Annotated in this window: 17 protein-coding genes; 14 read left to right on the forward strand and 3 right to left on the reverse strand. The window is 64.6% G+C overall.

The features are described from left to right. Window positions 1-85 precede the first annotated feature (85 nt). The 6 genes from dprE1 to ACTMO_RS0117500 all read left to right on the forward strand — a co-directional run bounded on the left by dprE1 (window position 86) and on the right by ACTMO_RS0117500 (window position 9,046). Window positions 86-1,453 carry a decaprenylphosphoryl-beta-D-ribose oxidase gene (gene dprE1, locus ACTMO_RS0117475; RefSeq protein ID WP_019855975.1) on the forward strand — a complete coding sequence of 456 codons (1,368 nt, stop codon included), beginning with the start codon at window positions 86-88 and terminating at the stop codon, window positions 1,451-1,453. After that, entirely contained in the window at window positions 1,450-2,205 is a 756-nt protein-coding gene (gene dprE2 / locus ACTMO_RS0117480) for a decaprenylphospho-beta-D-erythro-pentofuranosid-2-ulose 2-reductase (RefSeq protein WP_019855976.1), read from the forward strand. Before dprE1 ends, dprE2 begins: the two co-directional genes overlap by 4 nt. A gap of 125 nt (window positions 2,206-2,330) precedes the next feature. Continuing rightward, window positions 2,331-5,432, forward strand: a complete 3,102-nt coding sequence (locus ACTMO_RS0117485; protein WP_019855977.1) for an arabinosyltransferase domain-containing protein — start codon at window positions 2,331-2,333, stop codon at window positions 5,430-5,432. Window positions 5,433-5,579: 147 nt separating this feature from the next. Next, window positions 5,580-7,190: a hypothetical protein gene (locus tag ACTMO_RS0117490; RefSeq protein WP_019855978.1), complete on the forward strand. Its 1,611-nt coding sequence runs from the start codon at window positions 5,580-5,582 to the stop codon at window positions 7,188-7,190. Between the two features lie 236 nt (window positions 7,191-7,426). Beyond that, complete coding sequence (locus ACTMO_RS0117495) at window positions 7,427-8,251, forward strand: LGFP repeat-containing protein (protein ID WP_157062935.1); 825 nt, start codon at window positions 7,427-7,429, stop codon at window positions 8,249-8,251. Window positions 8,252-8,464: 213 nt separating this feature from the next. Then, window positions 8,465-9,046, forward strand: coding sequence for a DUF2017 family protein (locus ACTMO_RS0117500; protein WP_019855980.1), 582 nt, complete (start codon window positions 8,465-8,467; stop codon window positions 9,044-9,046). 148 nt (window positions 9,047-9,194) lie between these two features. Here ACTMO_RS0117500 and ACTMO_RS23540 read toward each other — a convergent pair whose 3' ends face one another. Both ACTMO_RS23540 and ACTMO_RS22575 read right to left on the reverse strand, forming a co-directional pair. Then, complete coding sequence (locus ACTMO_RS23540; protein ID WP_019855981.1) at window positions 9,195-9,389, reverse strand: hypothetical protein; 195 nt, start codon at window positions 9,387-9,389, stop codon at window positions 9,195-9,197. Between the two features lie 723 nt (window positions 9,390-10,112). Next, the gene (locus tag ACTMO_RS22575; RefSeq protein ID WP_169509080.1) at window positions 10,113-11,444 is read right to left on the reverse strand and encodes an FG-GAP-like repeat-containing protein; all 1,332 of its coding nucleotides are present in this window, start codon (window positions 11,442-11,444) and stop codon (window positions 10,113-10,115) included. 55 nt (window positions 11,445-11,499) lie between these two features. On the opposite strand from ACTMO_RS22575, the gene ACTMO_RS22580 reads away from it, so the two are divergent. The 7 genes from ACTMO_RS22580 (at window position 11,500) to ACTMO_RS23130 (ending at window position 17,242) form a co-directional block, all read left to right on the forward strand. After that, window positions 11,500-13,746 carry an ALF repeat-containing protein gene (locus tag ACTMO_RS22580; protein ID WP_169509081.1) on the forward strand — a complete coding sequence of 749 codons (2,247 nt, stop codon included), beginning with the start codon at window positions 11,500-11,502 and terminating at the stop codon, window positions 13,744-13,746. Further along, complete coding sequence (locus ACTMO_RS0117525; RefSeq protein ID WP_026449360.1) at window positions 13,743-14,153, forward strand: hypothetical protein; 411 nt, start codon at window positions 13,743-13,745, stop codon at window positions 14,151-14,153. Before ACTMO_RS22580 ends, ACTMO_RS0117525 begins: the two co-directional genes overlap by 4 nt. Before the next feature lie 122 nt (window positions 14,154-14,275). Then, window positions 14,276-14,500, forward strand: coding sequence for a hypothetical protein (locus ACTMO_RS0117530; RefSeq protein ID WP_019855986.1), 225 nt, complete (start codon window positions 14,276-14,278; stop codon window positions 14,498-14,500). Window positions 14,501-14,575: 75 nt separating this feature from the next. Beyond that, a complete protein-coding gene (locus ACTMO_RS0117535; RefSeq protein ID WP_019855987.1) occupies window positions 14,576-14,968 on the forward strand; it encodes a hypothetical protein in 393 nt (130 codons plus the stop codon). A gap of 191 nt (window positions 14,969-15,159) precedes the next feature. After that, window positions 15,160-16,572 carry a hypothetical protein gene (locus ACTMO_RS0117540; RefSeq protein WP_019855988.1) on the forward strand — a complete coding sequence of 471 codons (1,413 nt, stop codon included), beginning with the start codon at window positions 15,160-15,162 and terminating at the stop codon, window positions 16,570-16,572. A gap of 136 nt (window positions 16,573-16,708) precedes the next feature. Beyond that, window positions 16,709-16,906 carry a hypothetical protein gene (locus ACTMO_RS23125; RefSeq protein ID WP_157062938.1) on the forward strand — a complete coding sequence of 66 codons (198 nt, stop codon included), beginning with the start codon at window positions 16,709-16,711 and terminating at the stop codon, window positions 16,904-16,906. Window positions 16,907-16,990: 84 nt separating this feature from the next. Further along, window positions 16,991-17,242, forward strand: a complete 252-nt coding sequence (locus tag ACTMO_RS23130) for a hypothetical protein (protein WP_157062939.1) — start codon at window positions 16,991-16,993, stop codon at window positions 17,240-17,242. A gap of 260 nt (window positions 17,243-17,502) precedes the next feature. On the opposite strand, the gene ACTMO_RS0117550 is transcribed toward ACTMO_RS23130, so the two are convergent. After that, window positions 17,503-18,039, reverse strand: a complete 537-nt coding sequence (locus ACTMO_RS0117550; protein WP_033402050.1) for a nitroreductase family protein — start codon at window positions 18,037-18,039, stop codon at window positions 17,503-17,505. A gap of 121 nt (window positions 18,040-18,160) precedes the next feature. On the opposite strand from ACTMO_RS0117550, the gene ACTMO_RS0117555 reads away from it, so the two are divergent. Beyond that, complete coding sequence (locus ACTMO_RS0117555) at window positions 18,161-18,640, forward strand: YbaK/EbsC family protein (protein ID WP_051099354.1); 480 nt, start codon at window positions 18,161-18,163, stop codon at window positions 18,638-18,640. Window positions 18,641-18,698: the final 58 nt, after the last annotated feature.

Raw genomic sequence — 18,698 nt, forward strand, 5'->3', positions numbered from 1 at the left:
CGGGTCGGTCACCCGGTGCGACGGGCGCGACCCGCCGCGGTCACCCGGCGGGTCGGTGCGGTGTCGCGTCGATAGACTCCCTCCAGTGGGATCGGTGAACAACGAGCACAAGAGGCTGAGCGGTTGGGGGCGCACCGCGCCCACCACGGCCCGCGTCGTCAGCACACCGGACGTCGAGGCCATCGCCCGCGCGGTGCGCGAGGCCGGTGAGCGCGGAGTGATCGCGCGTGGCCTGGGGCGCAGCTACGGGGACCCCGCGCAGAACGCGGGCGGCACCGTCGTCGACATGACCGCGCTCAACCGGATCCACTCCATCGACGCGGACAGCGGCGTGGTGGACACCGACGCGGGAGTCGACCTGGACCGGCTGATGCGCGCGGCCCTGCCCTTCGGGCTGTGGGTACCGGTGCTGCCGGGCACCCGCCAGGTCACCGTGGGTGGGGCGATCGGTTCGGACATCCACGGCAAGAACCACCACTCGCACGGATCCTTCGGCAGCCACGTGCTCTCGCTGGACCTGCTGACCGCCGACGGCGAGGTGCGCACGCTCACCCCGGACGGCGAGTCCTCCGAGCTGTTCTGGGCCACGGTCGGCGGCATGGGGCTGACCGGGATCGTGGTCCGCGCGCGGATCGCGATGAAGCACACCGAGTCGGCGTACTTCATCGCGGACTACGACCGCACGGCCGATCTCGACGAGACGTTGGAGCTGTTCGGCAACGGCTCGGACGAGTCCTACGACTACTCGATGGCCTGGTTCGACGCGATCTCCAGCGGACCGAAGCTGGGCCGGGCCGTGTTCTCGCGGGGCTCGCTGGCCCGCCTCGACCAGCTTCCGAAGAAGTTACGGGCCAACCCGTTGAAGTTCGACGCCCCGCAGCTGCTGACCTTCCCGGACGTCTTCCCCAACGGGTTGGCCAACAGGTTCACGTTCAGCACCCTGGGCGAGATCTGGTACCGCAAGGCCCCCAGGAAGGGGCGCGGACTGGTCCAGAACCTGACGAGCTTCTACCACCCGCTGGACATGTTCGGCGAGTGGAACCGAGCCTACGGGTCGAGGGGATTCCTGCAGTACCAGTTCATCGTCCCGTTCGACGCCGAGGACGAGCTGCGCCGGATCATGCGGCTGATCGCCCGCTCCGGGCACGTCTCCTTCCTCAACGTGCTCAAACGCATGGGGGAGGGAAACCGGGCCCCGCTGTCCTTCCCCACGCCGGGCTGGACGATCACCGTGGACTTCCCCATCAGGCCGGGGCTGCACGCGCTCTGCGACCAGCTCGACGAGATCGTGCTCGGGGTCGGCGGCAGGCTGTACTTCGCCAAGGAGTCCCGCACCACCCCCGAGATGATCGAACGCATGTACCCGCGCATCGACGAGTGGCGCCGGACACGCGCCGCCGTCGACCCCGAAGGAATCTTCCGTTCCGACCTGGCCAGGAGGCTGAACCTGTGATCGACGCGGTTGGCAACCCCCAGTCCCTGCTGCTGCTCGGCGGCACCTCGGACATCGCGCTGGCCACGGCCGAGCAGTACGCCCGGCAGCGCCCGCTGCGCGTCGTGCTGGCCGCCCGCCCCTCCGAACGGTTGGAGCGGGCCGCCGAACGGCTGCGGGAGACCGGCAGCACGGTGACCACCGTCGCGTTCGACGCGCGCGATCCCGACACCCACGCCGAGGCGCTGGACAAGGCCTTCGCCGACGGGGACATCGACGTCGCCCTCGTGGCCTTCGGTGTGCTCGGCGACCAGGAGCGGCTGTGGACCGACGTGGACGCGGCCCGGGAGATGGCCGAGATCAACTACGTGGCCCCGGTGACCGTGGGGGTGCTGCTGGCCCAGCGGATGCGCAGGCAGGGGCACGGCCACATCGTGGCGCTGTCCTCCGTGGCGGGTGAGCGGGTGCGGCGTTCCAACTTCGCCTACGGCTCGTCCAAGGCGGGGATGGACGGGTTCTACACGGGGCTGACCGAGGCGCTGCGCCCATCGGGCGTGAAGGTCACCGTGGTGCGTCCCGGGCACGTGACCTCGAAGATGACCGAGGGGCTGAAGGAGGCCCCGCTGGCCCAGAGCCCCGAGCAGGTCGCCCGGATCATCGTCGACTCCGTGCGCAAGGGCAAGGAACTGGTGTGGGCCCCGGCCCAGTTCCGCTACGTGATGAGCGTGCTGCGGCACCTGCCGCGCGCGGTGTTCCGCAGACTCCCCTTCTGAAGCCGCCCCGGGCGGTACCGGGAAACCCCGCCCCGGGCGGGCGACACCACCCGACAACCTCGCCAGGATCGTGACCGGGCCCCGCGGCGCGGTCGACGAACCGGCCGGCCGGAAGACCACTGGGCATGGGACACCAATCACCACCGGCACGACCCACATCGGAGACCCACCCCGGAACCAGCGACGGCGGGCACACGCGGCGTGGGAACCGGCGGATCGCGCTGCTGGCCGGGCTGACGGTGCTGCTGGGGGCCCTCGCGGTGCTCGCCCCGGTGCGGGTGGACGACCCCGTGATCACCTGGCCGGAGGAGGGGGAACCCCCCGTCTCCACGGTGGTGCCGCTGTCGCCCTACCGCCCGTTGAGCCTGGAGGCGGTGGTCCCCTGCGCGGCGGTGCGCCAGGTCGACGGTGCCGCCGGGGCCGGTGAACGCGCGGCGGTCCTGCGCACCCAGCCCCCGGACGGCCAGCAGGGGCTGTCGGTCACCGCCGGGGACGGCACCGTGCGTGTCCGGGTCTCGGGCGAGACGCTGCACAGCGCACCCGTGCCGGAGGGGGACTGCTCCTACCGGATCACGGCCGGGCGGGACGGCGTGCGGCTGTCGCGCGGGGACACCACGCTGACGCACCGGCCGGAACTGCTCGCCCCGCAGGTGGCGGAGCTGTCGACCGCCGCGGAGGGAACCGCCGGAGCCGAGGGGCTGTCGGTGCGGCTGCACACCGACGCGCGCTACGAGTCCCGGCCGAGTGCGCTGAAGCTCGGGCTGCTGCTGGCCCACGCGCTGGCCCTGGCGACGACCCTGGTGCTGGCCTGGCGACGCTGGGGCGGCACCAGGTCGATGCGGCGCCTGCGGGTGCCCCGCCCCGGCGCGGCCGACGCGGTGCTGGTGCTCGTCTCGGTGGCCTGGATCTTCCTCGGCCCGACGAACATGGACGACGGCTGGTACCTGATGATGGCGCGCAACGCCGTCGAGAGCGGGTACGTCGGCAACTTCGTCTACATGTTCAACGTCACCGAGAACCCGTTCGTGCTCAGCCAGTACCTGCTGCAACTCTGGGGATGGCTCGGGGACTGGTCACTGTGGTGGATGCGGGTGGTTCCCACCGTCTGTGGGATCGCCACCTGGTTCCTGCTGCGGATCCTGCTGGCCACCGTGCTGGGCCGGGCCGGGAGACTGCGGATCGTGCCGTGGGCGCTGCTGGTGGCGCACCTGGTGTGGTACCTGCCCTACGGGACCACGCTGCGTCCCGAGCCGGTGATCGTGCTGTGCGCGGCGGCCACGCTGGTACTGGCCGAGGTGGCGCTGCTGCGGCGTTCGGTGGGAATGCTGGCGGTGGCCACGGTGTGCGCCGTGCTCGGTGTCACCGCCTCCCCCACGGGGGTCGTCGCCGCCGCTCCCCTGGTGTTGAGCCTGCCGTGGTTGTTCCGCTGGCTGCGCGGCAGCCCCTGGTCGGCGCGGATCGGGGCGGTGCTGCTGGCGCTGGCCTCGGCCAGCGTGATCGTTCCGGTCGGTTTCGCCGACGCGAGCCTGGGGGACGTGCTCGAGGCCTACGACGTCCACCAGTGGTACTACCTGTCGTACTCCTGGTACGAGGAGTACCAGCACTACGAGACGCTGCTGAACACGGCGGGCTGGGCCCGGCGGCTGCCGGTGCTGCTCACGCTCGCGCTGATCGCCGTGGTGGCGGTGGGCAGCGGACGATCCGGGGCGGGCCGCGATCCGGTGCGCAGGCTGTTGCTGGCCAGCGCCCTCACCAGCGTGGTGGCGCTGGCCCTGCTGTCCCTGAGTCCCACCAAGTGGGTCAACCACTTCCACGCCGTGGCGGCCGCACCCACGGTGCTCCTGGCCGCCGCGCTGATCCGTTCCCCGCTGCCCCGGCGGAACGCCCCCGTGGCCCTGAGCGCGAGCCTGGTGCTGCTGATCGCGGTGATCTCGTTGAGCTACGCCGGGGGAACCTGGTGGATCCCCTTCTCCGACGCGGGCCAGCCCTTCGGCAACCATCTGGACCCGGATCCGGACACGGCCAACACCCAGCCGCACATCGACGAGCTGTACCTGCGCAACCCCCTGGTGTGGTTGGGCGTGGCCGGGATGATCCTGGCGTGGGGCGCCTGGCGGGGGCACCGGGGGCGGACGGTGCCGCTCAGCCCGGACCGCGCCGTGCTGGGGGCGGCCTCGCTGACCGGGGTGCTGCTGCTGGTGGCGAGTTTCTCCTACGCGCCGGTTAACCAGTGGCCCGGCTGGACGATCGCCTCCTCCGGGGTGCGCACGATGTTCGGGGACGGGTGCGGGCTGGCCGAGGCGGTCGAGGTGCAGCTTCCGGTGGAGCGTGGGCTGACCCCGCCCGAGCGGCCGCCCCGGCTGGAGGGGGACTTCCGTACCGACCGTCCCGTCCCGATGGTCACCAGTCCCTGGGACGGGCGCACCGAGCTCTGGCACGATGACGTGCCGGACGGCACCAGCACCGGAACCGGGAAACTGACCACGGGCTGGTACCGGATTCCCCGGAGCAGCGCGGGCACGCACGTGACCGTCCCGTTGGCCGGGGCGCTGGGAGGTCAGCGACTGCGTGTGGAGTTCGGCACCGTCGAGGACACGGAATGGCGGGTGCTGGGCTCGCGGGAACTGTCCCCGGACACACGTATGCCGTTGCGGGAGTGGCAGCAGCTGACCGCGCGGGTCCCCCCACGGGCCGAGGGGGTGCGCGTGGCACTGGAGGACAGGGTCACCGGCGCCAACACCTGGATCGCCGCCGCCGAACCCCGACTGACCTCGGCACGCCCGATCTCGGAGATCACCCGGGACCGCCCGGTGCTGGCCAACCACATCGGGGCGGCCGAGTGGCCGTGTGCCAACCAGGTCGGCATCGACGACGGGATCACCGACACACCTCGGGTGCGGATGACGGTGGACCAACTGCTTCCCCCGTCCTGGCCGGACAACATCAGCAACCTCTCCTGGGGTGGTGCCTGGGTGCAGACCGCGCGGGAATGGGAACAGACCCGCCTGGCGGCGGAACTGCGTCCGAGCGGTCCGGAACGCAAAAAGTGGGGACATGTTTACGTCCTGCGTTACCGCCACCCCGTGGAACGATTCGACACGGAAGTGCACGAACGGATTCGCTGGGGTTGGAAACGGTTGCCCACTCTGGCCGACAACGACTACCCGAACATCACCGACAACGCGGGAACCGACAGCGAAGAGAACAAAGACGACGACGAGAAGTGACACCGAATGGTTGTTGTTCACGTCACCGCGTTACACCCGTAAAGGGATTCTTTGCACGGGTAAATTCGGCTGCGAAACGATAACAAAACGAGACACACGTCCCCCTTTCGTCCGATCATGGAATCGAAGATCGAAAGGGGAAATTTAGTGCAGGTCAAGAACCTTGTGGGACACGCTGTCGCCCTGAGCACGGCGGCCGCGCTGGTCACCGCCGCCCCGGCCGTCGCCGAGGACGCCGAACAGACCGACTCCGGCAAGCAGCCGACGAGCTCCACCACGACCAGCTCCGCGCCGGAGACCTCCGCCGAGCAGAGCACCACGGAGCAGGAGTCGGCCACGGAGGACTCCACGGCGGAGAACGTGGAAGGCTCCGCGGAGTCCACGACGGAGAGCACGGCCGAGGAGACCTCCACCACGGAGCACAGCCCCTCCACCACCGAGCGGAGTTCCGCCGACCTCGGCGACTCCCTGCGGGGGCCTGTGTACGGGGAAACCCCGAAGACTCCCGGCAACGCGGCCGCGACCGAGCGCGCTCCCCAGGACGGGCCGGCCGCCGCCGAGGTGACCGCCGGCGAGGGGAAGATCCAGGAGCGCTACGAGAACCTGGATCAGCAGACCAAGGACCGTGTCGGCGCGGCCCAGGGCGACGAGGTCGTCGTCGACGACTCGCTGCGCTACCAGGACTACGAGAACGCGCGGTTCTACTGGACGCCGGAGTACGGCGTCACCATCGTCTTCGGCGAGGTGCTGGACAAGTACCTCAACATCGGTGGGCACCAGGCCCTCGGTGTGCCCTCCACCGACGAGCTCACCACCGAGGACGGCACCGCCTACAACGAGTTCGTCTACCGGGCCGACGGGGTGACCAGCGCGATCTACGCGCACTCCGAGGCGGGCACCCACGTGATCATCGGTCCGTTGCTGGAGAAGTGGCGCTCGGTGGGTGCCCAGGACGAGCTGGGTTACCCGATCAGTGACACCTACATCACCTACGATGAGCGTGCCACGTTCAACAACTTCCAGAACAACGCCACGATCTTCTGGACCGCCGAGACCGGCGCCAACGTGATCCGGGACGAGATCCGGGACAAGTGGGGCCAGTACGGTGGCCCGAACGGTCCGATCGGTTACCCGACCATCGACCAGCGGATCACCCCGGACGGCAAGGGTCGGTACAACCACTTCGAGAACAACGCCTCGATCTACTGGACCGAGCAGACGGGTGCTCACCTCGTCCAGGGGCTGATCCGGGAGAAGTGGGCGGCCACCGGCTGGGAGCGCGGTCCGATGGGTTATCCGCTCACCGACGAGCTGGCCGACAAGGACGACATCGGCCGGTTCAACCTGTTCACCGGGGTCGACGGCAATCCGGCCGGGATCCTGTGGAGCCCCGAGACCGGGGTGCACACGGTCAAGGGACTGATCGGGAAGCGTTACTACGACTTGGGCGGCCCGAACGGCGTGCTGGGCTACCCGACCACCGACGAGCGCAGCACCCCGGACGGTCGGGGCCGGTTCAACCACTTCAACGGTGCCGGCGGGGCCTCGATCTACTGGACCCCCAGTACCGGGGCCCACGAGATCTACGGCGGCATCCGGGACCACTGGGCCAGCATGGGCTGGGAGAGGTCCTACCTGGGTTACCCCACCACCGGCGAGTTCGATCTCGGGGACGGTATCGGCCGCAGGAACCACTTCGAGGGCGGTCACATCAGCTTCTACTACGACTCCGGAGAGATCGTGGACCAGCCCTGGTGAGTCCGCCGGGCGGGAATTGCCTTCCCGTCCGCTCCCGGTCGCGGTGAGTCCCGAACCGCCGCCCACCGGGAAGCCGTGGGGCCTTCCGGGGACTCTCCCGGAAGGCCCCTTTTTTCTCCCGAACGGGTGAAAAAATGTGAAAACCTTATTTTTCCGCCGTGTTCGTTCCACGGTTCTCGACGACGGAAGCGCACTCTGGTGTTCGTCCTGATCCGGCGAGACGAACAGGAGTGTCCGTGACCTTGCGCAAGGGTTCGATCTTCCGAAAAAGCGCGGCGGGAACCGCCACGATGCTCGCGGCGACCCTTTCCCTCGGGCTGTCCGGAACCGCCAGCGGCGACGTTGGGCAACGGCTCCAGCCTCCCGAGGTTTCCCCCGCGGAATTCACCCCGATCGAGAAGAGGTACTGGAACGAGCCGCACCTCCGCGAGGTGCTGGGCAATCCGGTGGACACCGAGTACGACGTCAACGGAATGTCCTACCGACAGTTCCAGTACGGCTGGATGTACCACACCGAGAAGACCGGGGCGCACGAGGTGCACGGCGCCATCTCCGACCGCTACGAGGAACTGGGCCGGCACGCCACCTACGGGGTGCCCACCACCGACGAGAAGACCACCCCGGACGAGGTGGGACGTTACAACCACTTCGCGGGCACCGACGCGATCGGCACCGCCTCGATCTACTGGACTCCGGACACCGGAGCGCACGGCGTCTGGGGGCCGCCACGACAGTTCTGGGCCAAGAACGGCTACGAGCGGGGACGGCTGGACTACCCCACCTCGGACACGGCGGACACCTCCGAGGGTGACGGGGTCTACACCCACTTCCGTGGTGAGGACCACGCGGGAGCCTCGGTGTACTGGAGTCCGGACACGGGGGCACACTCGGTGCGGGGCACCATCCGCCGGCTCTGGTTGAACCTCGGGGCCGAGACCTCCTGGCTGGGGTATCCGGAGTCCAACGAGTACAGCGTGCCCGGAGGCAGGCGCAGTGACTTCGAGGGCGGCTACGTCTACTGGAACGCCTCCACGGGCGAGGCGACCGCCCACCGCTACTGAGTTTCCGGCACGGCGGGTGGCGATTCCACGCGGCCGACAACGGGGTCGGCACCACGTGGATGCCGCTCGCCGTCGCGGTACGGGATTTTCCGGACATGTTCTCCGAAGCGGAAAACCCGCTTCCCAGCACAGTGGACGCCGGTTGCGACTCCCTTCGAGTCGGCTGCGAGAATCAACGGTGGATTCAGGGCCGGGGCGATGGGAGACTCGGATATGACCGTGAAGTGCTCCATTGTGGACAACAGGCTGGTCGCTGAGTTCGATCCGACCATGTTCAGGTGGTTGCGTGCTTCACTGCCGCGGTATCGGGACATCATCCAGGGCAGACTGGACGAGTACCGCGAGTACGACTGGCTCTGTGAACGGCTCCGCCTGCCGCTGCCGGTGACCCCGCTGGACTCGACGATGCTGCGTGCGCTGCGGGACACCTGGTGCGATCCGGTGAACGACGACGCGCTGCGGGACTGGATGGAGGCCGACCTGGTCAGCAGGCTGCGCGACGACGCCGAGCTGGTGCTGTCCACCCTGCCGCCCCAGGGGGAGCGGTTGGTGCTGCACACCGCCGAACAGGTGGAGGCGTGGTTCTGGGTGCTGGTCAACATGCGCATCGCCTACGGGGTGGAGCACGGTGTGCTCGGACCCGGGCGGCCACCCATCGACGAGCACTTCGACAAGACCGCGGACTGGAGCGATCCCACCACCCCGGCACGTTTCGCCGTGTGGTGGTTGCAACAGGTGGCCGAGGCCCTGCGCAAGGTCTCGGGCCAGCCGCTGCCGGAGTACTCCTGCTACTGAGGTCGGGACCTCTCCGTGGGAGCAGGAGGTACCGATGAGTGCGTGCTCGTTGTCCTTCTCGCCAGCACCGTAGCGGTCTCGTTTTCCCAGCGGGGCACGTCGGCCACGCTCGGGGCGGTGAGGGACGGCGAAACACCACACGCCTCGTTCACCGTGGCTTTCCCTTTTCCGCGGCGAGCCACACGAGCGCTCCAGTTCCCAGCAGTACGAGACTCGTCAGCTGCAACGATTCGTCCAGCCACGAGGACAGCTCCCACGAGTTCCTCACGACCACAGGAACGACGGCGGCCAAGCCACACATCACGGTCACGGCCGCGACGAACGTACTGCGTGGGGTTCGCATCGTCGACTCCCTCCTCTTCCCATCCGTCACCAGCTTCGGCCAACGAATGTAATAGCCTGCCTTACGGGTGAGATCCTTTGAACAACCGTCCTACGGCCCATCCGCCCTCGGACAAAAACTAGGGGTTCCGCTGCTTTAAGTCCAGCATTCGACGAAGAAATAAGGAAAAATATCCTCACTGGAAAATTCATCGAAAATATTGACAGAATTATTTGGATATCCAACTAAATTATGGCACCTATAAATCTCGCGCGACGATCATTGAGCTCGTCGTCGACATCCTCACCCCCAGGAGGAACACATCCCGAAAGGATTGCCCCACCAAAGGGACAGTTCAGCATAATTCGTTTCGTACTCCCATTGGCGCCGCATAAACAAGGCACGTGAGAGTTACACAAATACACGAACAAGTCAGGAAGAATAACAAATCCAGAATATCGAACTACCTCCCCGTTTCAACATTGACTAATACTTTTTCAAGAAATAAAAATCTCCATTTTCCCAACCACGGAAAAATCCAGCGAATAAACTCTCAGACAAACTCGGGTTCCCGTTCTTTTTAATAAAAAATTAAACACCATCCAGGAACATTATTTCGAAAAACTTACAAGATGTAAAAACGAAAAATCATCAACAAAAATGTCAAAATATAATTTATTTCATAAAAATCTCGGCGGCCATCTATACAAATGTCCGCCGAGATTTTTGTTTCAGAAAAAATAATCAGCTTGTAGGAGCAGGAATACTCGGAAGTGGTCGACAAGTACTGAGACAGAAGCTCTTATGCCAAAGAGCATTATCCTCAATAAAACTCTGGCCATCGGAGACGGAAACAAAGACTCGACCATCATCTCCACGCAGGAAAGTAATTATGTCGTCCTTGCCGTCTCCATTGAAATCACCGACAGCGGGGATCTCAGGCTTGAAGCTCATCGCAAAATCGTCATGCCAGACCTCCTCATCCATAAATCCACTTCCGTCTGACAACGAAACATAGGCCTTACCTGTCAACATTCCATGAAATCTGACTATGTCATCTTTTCCATCTCCGTTAAAGTCTCCAACTCTAATATTGTTTATAGTTCCTACAGTTCCCCACAGTTTAAAATCATCGAAGCCAGAATCACCAGAAAGAGCAACATAAACAAGAATCGCGGAGTAGTCAGCAACCCGAGTGATGAGAAGATCAGACTTTCCGTCTCCGTTAAAGTCTCCGTTCAGCCTGTCCTGAGCTTCGCTCACGAACTTCGAGGACTTTTTGAATTCTTTTTCGAATCCGTTTCCATTGGAATTAGATATGTTAATATCATCACTATCATCAACACTGAAGGCAGCAACGTCTTCGTAACCGTCACCATTGAAATCGGTTCCGGTTTCGGAGGAAACTTTAGCTTGAACAATATTCGAAGGTGTTCCAGCTCCGTTAGAATAGAAGGGAACTACTCGATAGTACCAAGTTTGCCCTGCGGAGAGAGCTTTGTGGGTAAAATCAGTACCGTTCGTAGTAACTAATAGATTGGATTCCTGGAGAGGAACCTCGGGACTGGTAGAACCGTACAAACGGTACTGCTGCCCACCGGTAGGTAACCAACTCACATTGATGGAGTGTTTCCTCCCGAGCGCAGACAAACCCACTATGCCGGAGTTGACCCAGCCGACGAGGTCGTCGGTGCGGGCCACGGTGGCACCACGCTTGGTGGTGTCCTCCCCGAAGCAGCCGTGCTGCCAGGAGGCGCTGTTGATCCCGACCAGTTCCACCCGTTCGTTGACCTGGCGCAGCACCGGGCCGCCCGCGTCGCCCTTGCAGATACTGTCCTGCTCGCTGGTGCCGAGCACGCTCAGGGAGGTGCCTTCGACGGCTTCCACCGAGAAGGTGCCGGTGTGGGGGGTGTCCGGGGTCCACTCGGTGGCGGTGCGACCGTAACCGGCAGAGCGGAGGGTGTCGCCCTGGGAGGCGGCGTTCTCGCTCAGCCGCACCGGGGTGACCCCCTCGACGGTGCTGCCCAGCTTGGCCAGCACCAGGTTGCGGTCGGTGCGGGGCACGAGGTCGACCACGTCGACGGTGTGACCGGTTCCGTCGGACAGGTCACCACCGCCGACGGTGGCGGTGGTGGGGGTGGTGGGTTCAGCGGCCCAGCACGCCCGAAACGCCGCTGCCGCGGCCGAGGAGGCAGCTGAGCACGCGGGTGAAGCGGAGGACGCCGCACAACGGGCCACCCAGCACGCCAACGCGGCCATCGAGGCGGCGAAGACGGCCACGGACGCGGCGAAGCAGGCCAAGAAGGTCGTCGAGTTGGCCCGGGAAGCGGAAGCCCAACGCATCCGCGCGAACAAGCAAGAAGCCATCGCCGAGGCCAAGGAAGCCGCCGAGAGGTATGAGGAGGAACAGAACCACACCGAGTGGAAGGAGGCCGAGGAAACCCGCGTCGACGCGGAAACTCGGCGACTCCTCGACGCTGCCACGGATCCGGACGCCGATGCGGAAACGGTGGTTCGCAAGGGACGGCAGGCTGCGGTCAACCTCATGACCACCGGCGGTCCCTGGACCAAGCAGGCAGCCCAGCATGCTCTGAGCGGCACCGACGCCGACATACGGCAATGGGTGAACCATGGCAGAGAAGCCGCCGCGAAACAGGACGACTGGGAACGGGTCAACCACATCGTTGATACCGGCGAGCCGAAAGCGTTGCGCGAAGCCGCGAAAGAGGCCCTCGGAGGATCCCACGAGGAACTCCGGGAGTTCCTGAGAAACCAGGACTATCCCGGTGAAGAGGACGACGACCGGCTGCGTGCCACCCAGATCCTGGCCAACGCCACCGGGCCGACGGTGAAGAAAGCGGCCAACGAGGCCCTGGACGGCACCCATGCCGACGTCGAGAAGTTTCTGGAGCACGGCCAGTACGAGGCCCGTGAGCACGACAACCGCATCAATGTGCTGCGCATCATGGACAGTGGCGGGCCACGGCTGGAAGCCACCGGTCAGGCAGCGCTGAACGGGCCACCGGAGTTCCTGCGGAACTTCCTGGATGTCGGTCAGCACCTGGCCAAGGAACGCGACTCCCGAGCCACTGTGCACCACGCCGAGATGCAGCGACTGGTGAAACGCGGTATGGAGGCCGCCGCTGAGGCACAACAACACGCATACAAGGCGGCCCAGTCAGCGGCCAAGGTCCGGGACGCGGCCGAGGAAGCGGCCCAGTACGCACAGCAGGCTCAGGACTCCGCAGACCAGGCGGCTCAGTACGCCGAGCAGGCCCAACAATCAGCACGAGAAGCCCGAGAGTCCGCGGACAGAGCGGCGCGGGCGGCAAAAACCGCGCAGAAGTCAGCTGAGAACGCCCGGAATTCAGCCGAACAAGCGGCTGTTTCGGTGGCCACGGCCAACAGTGCCGCTCAGGAAGCCCGTAGTTATTCTCGTGATGCCTACGGGGCGGCTTCCCGGGCACGCCGATCCGCTCGCGAAGCGGGCCAAGATGCCAAAGCAGCAGCGGATGCCGCGTTGGAGGCGCTACAGACCTCACTGAGAAAACAGCGCGAAGAAGAGCAAGCCATCCGCGACGCCATCAAGAACGGCGAGGCGGAACAGGGAATCCCGGCCAAACAGTTCGAAAACTCCACCGTAGTCGCTAGGGTGAACGGGACATGCTATCTGAACGGGATAGAACTTCCCGATAACATCGGAACCGGATCCTGCGAGTCACTGGCCTTCGACCTGGATATCTGGATCGGCAACAACAGACTAGACTGGAAAACCATCGAAGAGAAAGGAAAGGATGGCACAGCAGCCCTACTGACCTCGTACTGCTTTTCCCATTCAAAGGCATGCGGAAATGATCTAAAGGTCAAGCTAATAGAAAATCTTACTCTATCTGACGTTGTCTCTGTAACACTCCCCAAAGAAGCAGGCCTCGGAGTAGGACGCCTGCTCAGGGCCGCCCTGAGACCCGCCTTGAGAGCAATGGGCCTGCAACGCAGAGGCGAACCCAAGAACATCTCGAGAGTTCCTGTAAAATTCCAGGAAAAAAACCTTCCAGAGTTCAGATCCGGTAAAGCACTTTTCCGGCACTACTTGAAACATGTCAGAAATATAAAGATAGAAAGAAACGGAAAAATCGCCAAAGAAAAAGACAATGCAGACATGCCCATGATGTCCTTACGTCAATACAGAGAGGAAGCACAGAAACTACTGAAGAACAACCCCAATAAAGCAGTGCGAGAACATACAAGAAATAATGGTGATATCCTTCGCTTGGACAAAGAAACTGGATACTTCGGAGTAAAGAAATCCGACGGAACAATAAAAATATTCTTCAAACCAGACGATCCCATAAAATACTTTGAAAAGCAAATAAAATGAACAAAGAAAACGAATTCGTATCACGATTTATCGAAATCCTGCGAGAAAAAGGTGCTTGGAACCAGGCGGAACCGGAAAGCGTATTGAGAGGGTGGCGTTTGTTCGTCCAAGGCTGCGAGGAAGGCTACGACGACAACCAGTACGAGTACTACAACGACATCGTGGTCCGAGACATCCTCGAGCGGGCGTTGGACGATCCGGAGCTCAACCGCCTTCCCGGGATTGAGTGGCTGCGCCGGGAAGTGGCCGAGATTGACGAACGCTTCCGCCGGATCCTGCACGAACAACCGGTCGACGACCCCGAGCACCACCCTTGGTGGCGCGCCTACGTGCCTTACTACGGCGGAAGAGAGTTCGCCGAGGACATCCAGGAGCTGTATGGAGTGACCCTGCACGTCGTCGACTGAGCGCTGATCGTCCCTGAATCAGGGCCGCCGGGGTGACACACCGCTGCCCCGGCGGCCCTGCAATCCGAGATCCCAGGAGAAGACGAACCTCGGAATTATCTCCCCGTAGAACGGGAATTCCCTTGAACCGCAATGAGTCGTCGGGGGTTCTGTCGAAAACCGGATTCGGGACGGTGTTGGCCCTGGCGGTCCTCGACCTGCTGGGCGTTGGTGTGCTGTGGCGTTCTCGGAGGTTCGGTACGGCACCCGCAGGAATCGCCGTCGTGGGACCCGTGGCGATCCTGATCGGCACGACGGCGCGGATGCTGCTGAAATGGGTTCCGAACACCTCGTCCACGAACGAATGAACCCGGACTCGCGGGAGGCAGGATCCACCCACGACCTCGAACCGCACCCCTCATCCACCGCACCGGAGACACAGCATGACAGACAGCGCGGACTTCACCACACGATTCCACGAGTTCCTCGTCAGGCGGGGAGAAGAGAAGATTTATGATCCGGAGGACGCACTCAGCGACTGGCAGAACTTCGTCGCCCTGTGCGAGGAAGGCTACGACGACAACGAATTCGAGTACGCCTTCGACCTCCAGAACCGGGACCTTCTCGAGGACGCCCTGAACGACCCACGGCTCAACAGCTTCCCCGAGATCGAGTGGCTGCGTAGGGAAGTCGCCGAGGCCGACCAGCGCCTCCGAGCCATCCTGCACGAACAACCGATCCGGATCCCCCGAACACCACCCCTGGTGGCACGCCTACGTACCCCGCTACGCCGGAGGAGGAGTTCGCCGAGGACATGCACAAAGCACATGGCCTGAGCCTGCACGTGGTGGACTGACGACGGAGGTTCCCGACCTGTGGGCCACCGGGGTGGGACATCATCGCCCCGGTGGCTCGCGGTAGCCCACCATCTCTGCGCCCTCCCGCGCCTCGATTCCTGATACGATCGGAAAAATATTCAAACGACGATATCGCATTACTTCATCCAAGCCGCTCTACAGGAGGATCAGTGTATTTCGACGAAAACCACGTGGTGACGTGGGTAGAATTAGAAACCGACACCGACACGCTGGTCGAAACCGTGGAAAAATCTTGCCTTCTGGCCGAGGGGATCGGTTTTCCGGCGCTGCGTGCCGAATACAACGCTGACGAGAGGAGCGCACTTCGGTTCAGTTCGCACATCTCTTCCCCGTCGCTCACAGATCAGGATTCCTCCCTCGGCGAATGCCTGCTTTCCGCCGCCTACCCCGCTCTCGAAAGGTTCGAGTTCTCCGAGCATCGCTACGAGATCTTCGAGGACGAAGGAGGGACTTTCGCCGACCTGGTGGCACCGATCCGCTTCCTCCCGAAGGCGGGAGTGACCGTGTCCTCGATCTCGGGGTTCACCGCGAACTGGGCACGCGAGAAGTACGTGGCAGCGGAGTACCCTCTCCGCGAGAACGCTCTGGATGATGCCACACGTGTGCACTCCGTGTTCCGGAACACCGCCCACAGCCCGGACGAGGTGGTGGTGCGTCTGCAACTGTGGCTGGCCGCGGCGGACCTGAGCGCGGCCGTCGGCCTGATACGGCATCCACTGCGCGAACTGGACACGAAGGCGGTCGAGCTGCTGCCCGCCGGGACTCGCCCCGAAGAGGGCTATCACGCGGCACTGATCCACACCGTCGCCGGAGACGGGAACGTCGCCCCGGAGACGAGTATGCTCTCGGTCGCCCGACGGGTGGCGCGCTTTTCCGGATTAGCCGAGGACAGCGTCGTCCTCGACCGGCGGGGATCCGAACCTCTCGTCATGGCGAAGGACCATCACCCCGAACGGGAGTCGGGCGCCGCCCGGCGAACCGAGGGCATCTACGTCCGGCTCGGAGCCGATCCCCTCGGAGTCGTCGAGAACGACACCTCACGGGAACAGGACGACGAGCCCGAGAATCTCGACGATCCGCCCGCCGACGAACTCACCGAGGAAGAACAAGAGGAGTTCCTGGAGGTACTCGGTGACATGACGGAGACCATGGCCCAGGTCTGGGTCGTCGTCCACGCCGACGTGCGGTGCTGCGAGCCCACCACTGCCGAGGAGACGTTGCGGTCCCTGACCGACGAGCTCCGGTCGCGTGTCTCCAGCGGACCGACGCCAGCGATCCCCGAGCGAACCCTGCGGCTCGACACCGACAACCACCGGGCACGGATGTCGATACCCACCCTCGACAGAGACCGCCAGCGGATGTTGGACAGCGTAATGACCTCCCTGGAAGGCGGAATGTGGTACAGCGACACCCGCCCCTGGGCCACAGCCAACGACGAGGAAACAGTGATCCGCTGGCGACCACACGAGCCCGCCGCCGCGGGAGACGCGACCGAACTGCTCGTGCGCGCCGTACACGGCCCTCCCGCCCATCTGTGGGAGGAGCACATGCCCCAGGACTAGCACCCTGTGGACCCACGTGCGGCTCCTGTCGGTCATGACACGAACAACGGGGCAGGTCACGAGCTCACGCACTTCCGTACCGGGAAGGGAGACTGTGAGCGGATTCAAACGGGGATAAATACTTGGCTTCGCGGCGATGATCCTGGATTACGCGGCAGCAATTATTGCTGCGTCGCAAGGTTACTACACGATCCTCACCGGAGGTATTCTTGTTTCCTCACAGGGAATCCTCGTCGTGGTCATGAGAAGAAGGGGAAACCCCGAGAGAAGGTGGGACACACCGGGCAAAGACCAACAAAAACCCGACCACGGAATCGGAGAGCTCCTCCGGTGACGCCGGAAAATCCGGTTTACGAAACCTCCTCACAACCAGTATGTCGGACACGAACGTACCGACATCCGAGCAGAAAGGTTCCCCGTGAAACCCAGGCCGGTTTTGTCGGCAACCATGGCCCTGATCTCACTGGTGATCGGATCGATAGTAAACGGCGTTTACCCTTTGTCGGCGATGCTGACAGGAACGAGCACTTTCAGCTCAAGGGAGCTCACGGTCTTCACCTCAATTTCAGTGATCACCATTTTAACCATCCCTTTCGCCGTCGTGAGCCTCGTAAAGGAAACAAGAAAGAAAAAGAAAGAATTCCGCGACCCTCGAACACAACAGGACTGACCGTGCCGATCGGCGGGGCGGACCGGTGAAGCTCGCTTCACCCCGGCCGGGACCATCTCGTCCGGAGACCGGTCTCGTTTCTCGGAAAGAATCCCCACCCGCGTCCCCGGAACGACGAAGCCACAGCCCCCGAACACCACCCCTGGTGGCACGCCTACGTACCCCGCTACGCCGGAGGAGGAGTTCGCCGAGGACATGCACAAAGCACATGGCCTGAGCCCGCACGTGGTGGACTGAGCCACGCCCACCGGAACCGCCTCTCACTCCCCCGACCAGATCCGCTCCAGCGGCAGCCGCCCGGTGGGCACCGCCGAGCGCCCCCGGGGCGCGGGTGCGGGCCTGCCGAGGGCGATGCCGGTCCGCACCGACCAGGGCTCTGTGAAGCCGGCCAGGGCGGTGACCCGCTCGACGTTGTCCGCGGGAAAGAACGTGGCGGGACAGCTGCCCAACCCAACGGCCCGCGCGGCCGTCATGATCACCTGCGCGATCCTGCCCCCGTCGAACTCGGCGTCGGCCCAGCGCCGGTCCAGGGCCAGCAGCACCACCACCGGCGCCGCCCGCAGGTGCAGCGCGTAGTCCCCGCAGCGGCTGAGCTCGGCACGCAGCCCGGCCTCCCGCACGGTGTGCAGCCGCCACGGCTGGCGGTTGCGGGCCGAACCCGTCCACCGGGCCACCTCGAAGATCCCGGCCAGTTCCTCGCGTGAGACGTCCTCGTCGGTGAACCAGCGCGTCGCCGGCGGCCCCCACAGCCGCACGAGGGGTTCACCACGGCCACCACGCCCACTCGAATCGTTCACCACAACAGTATGGTGCGCTAACGTGCACCCGTCGTCGCGGGTCGAACCGGCAGAGGCCGAGACCAGCAGAGACCAGGGAGGTTCACAGGTGCAGTCGGAGACGAGCGTCCCGCCGGAGGAGATGCTGCCGGAACGCAGCAAGGAGGTGGCCCGGGCGCTGCGCTCGGTCGGTGTCCCCGGCGAGATCCGGGAGATGTCCGGTTCGACCCGCACCGCCGCCGACGCCGCCGCCACGTTGGGCTGCGAGATCGGGGCCATCGTCGCCAGTCTCGTGTTCCTGTCCGCCGACCAGCCGGTGCTGGTGCTGGCCAGCGGCCGCCACCGGGTCGACACGCGGTGGTTGGCCGAACAGCTCGGCTGGGCACCGCTGGAGCAGGCCAAACCCGAGCGGGTGCGCCGCGTCACCGGGCAGGCCATCGGCGGGGTCGCCCCCCTCGGCCACCCCGAGCCGCTGCCGACGCTGGTGGACGGCGCGCTGGCCGACTACCCGCGTGTGTGGGCCGCCGGAGGCACCCCGCGCACTGTCTTCCCCACCACCCACGACGAACTCGTCCGCGTCACCGGGGGACGTTCGCTGCCCGTGGTCGACGAGCGGGAGTGAACCACGCGCTCGCCCCAGGGTGGGTGAGCCCGTGACACGGAACCCGGCCGTGCCCGCG

Origin of the sequence: Actinopolyspora mortivallis DSM 44261, assembly GCF_000384035.1 — a bacterium.
Lineage (GTDB): Bacteria > Actinomycetota > Actinomycetes > Mycobacteriales > Pseudonocardiaceae > Actinopolyspora > Actinopolyspora mortivallis.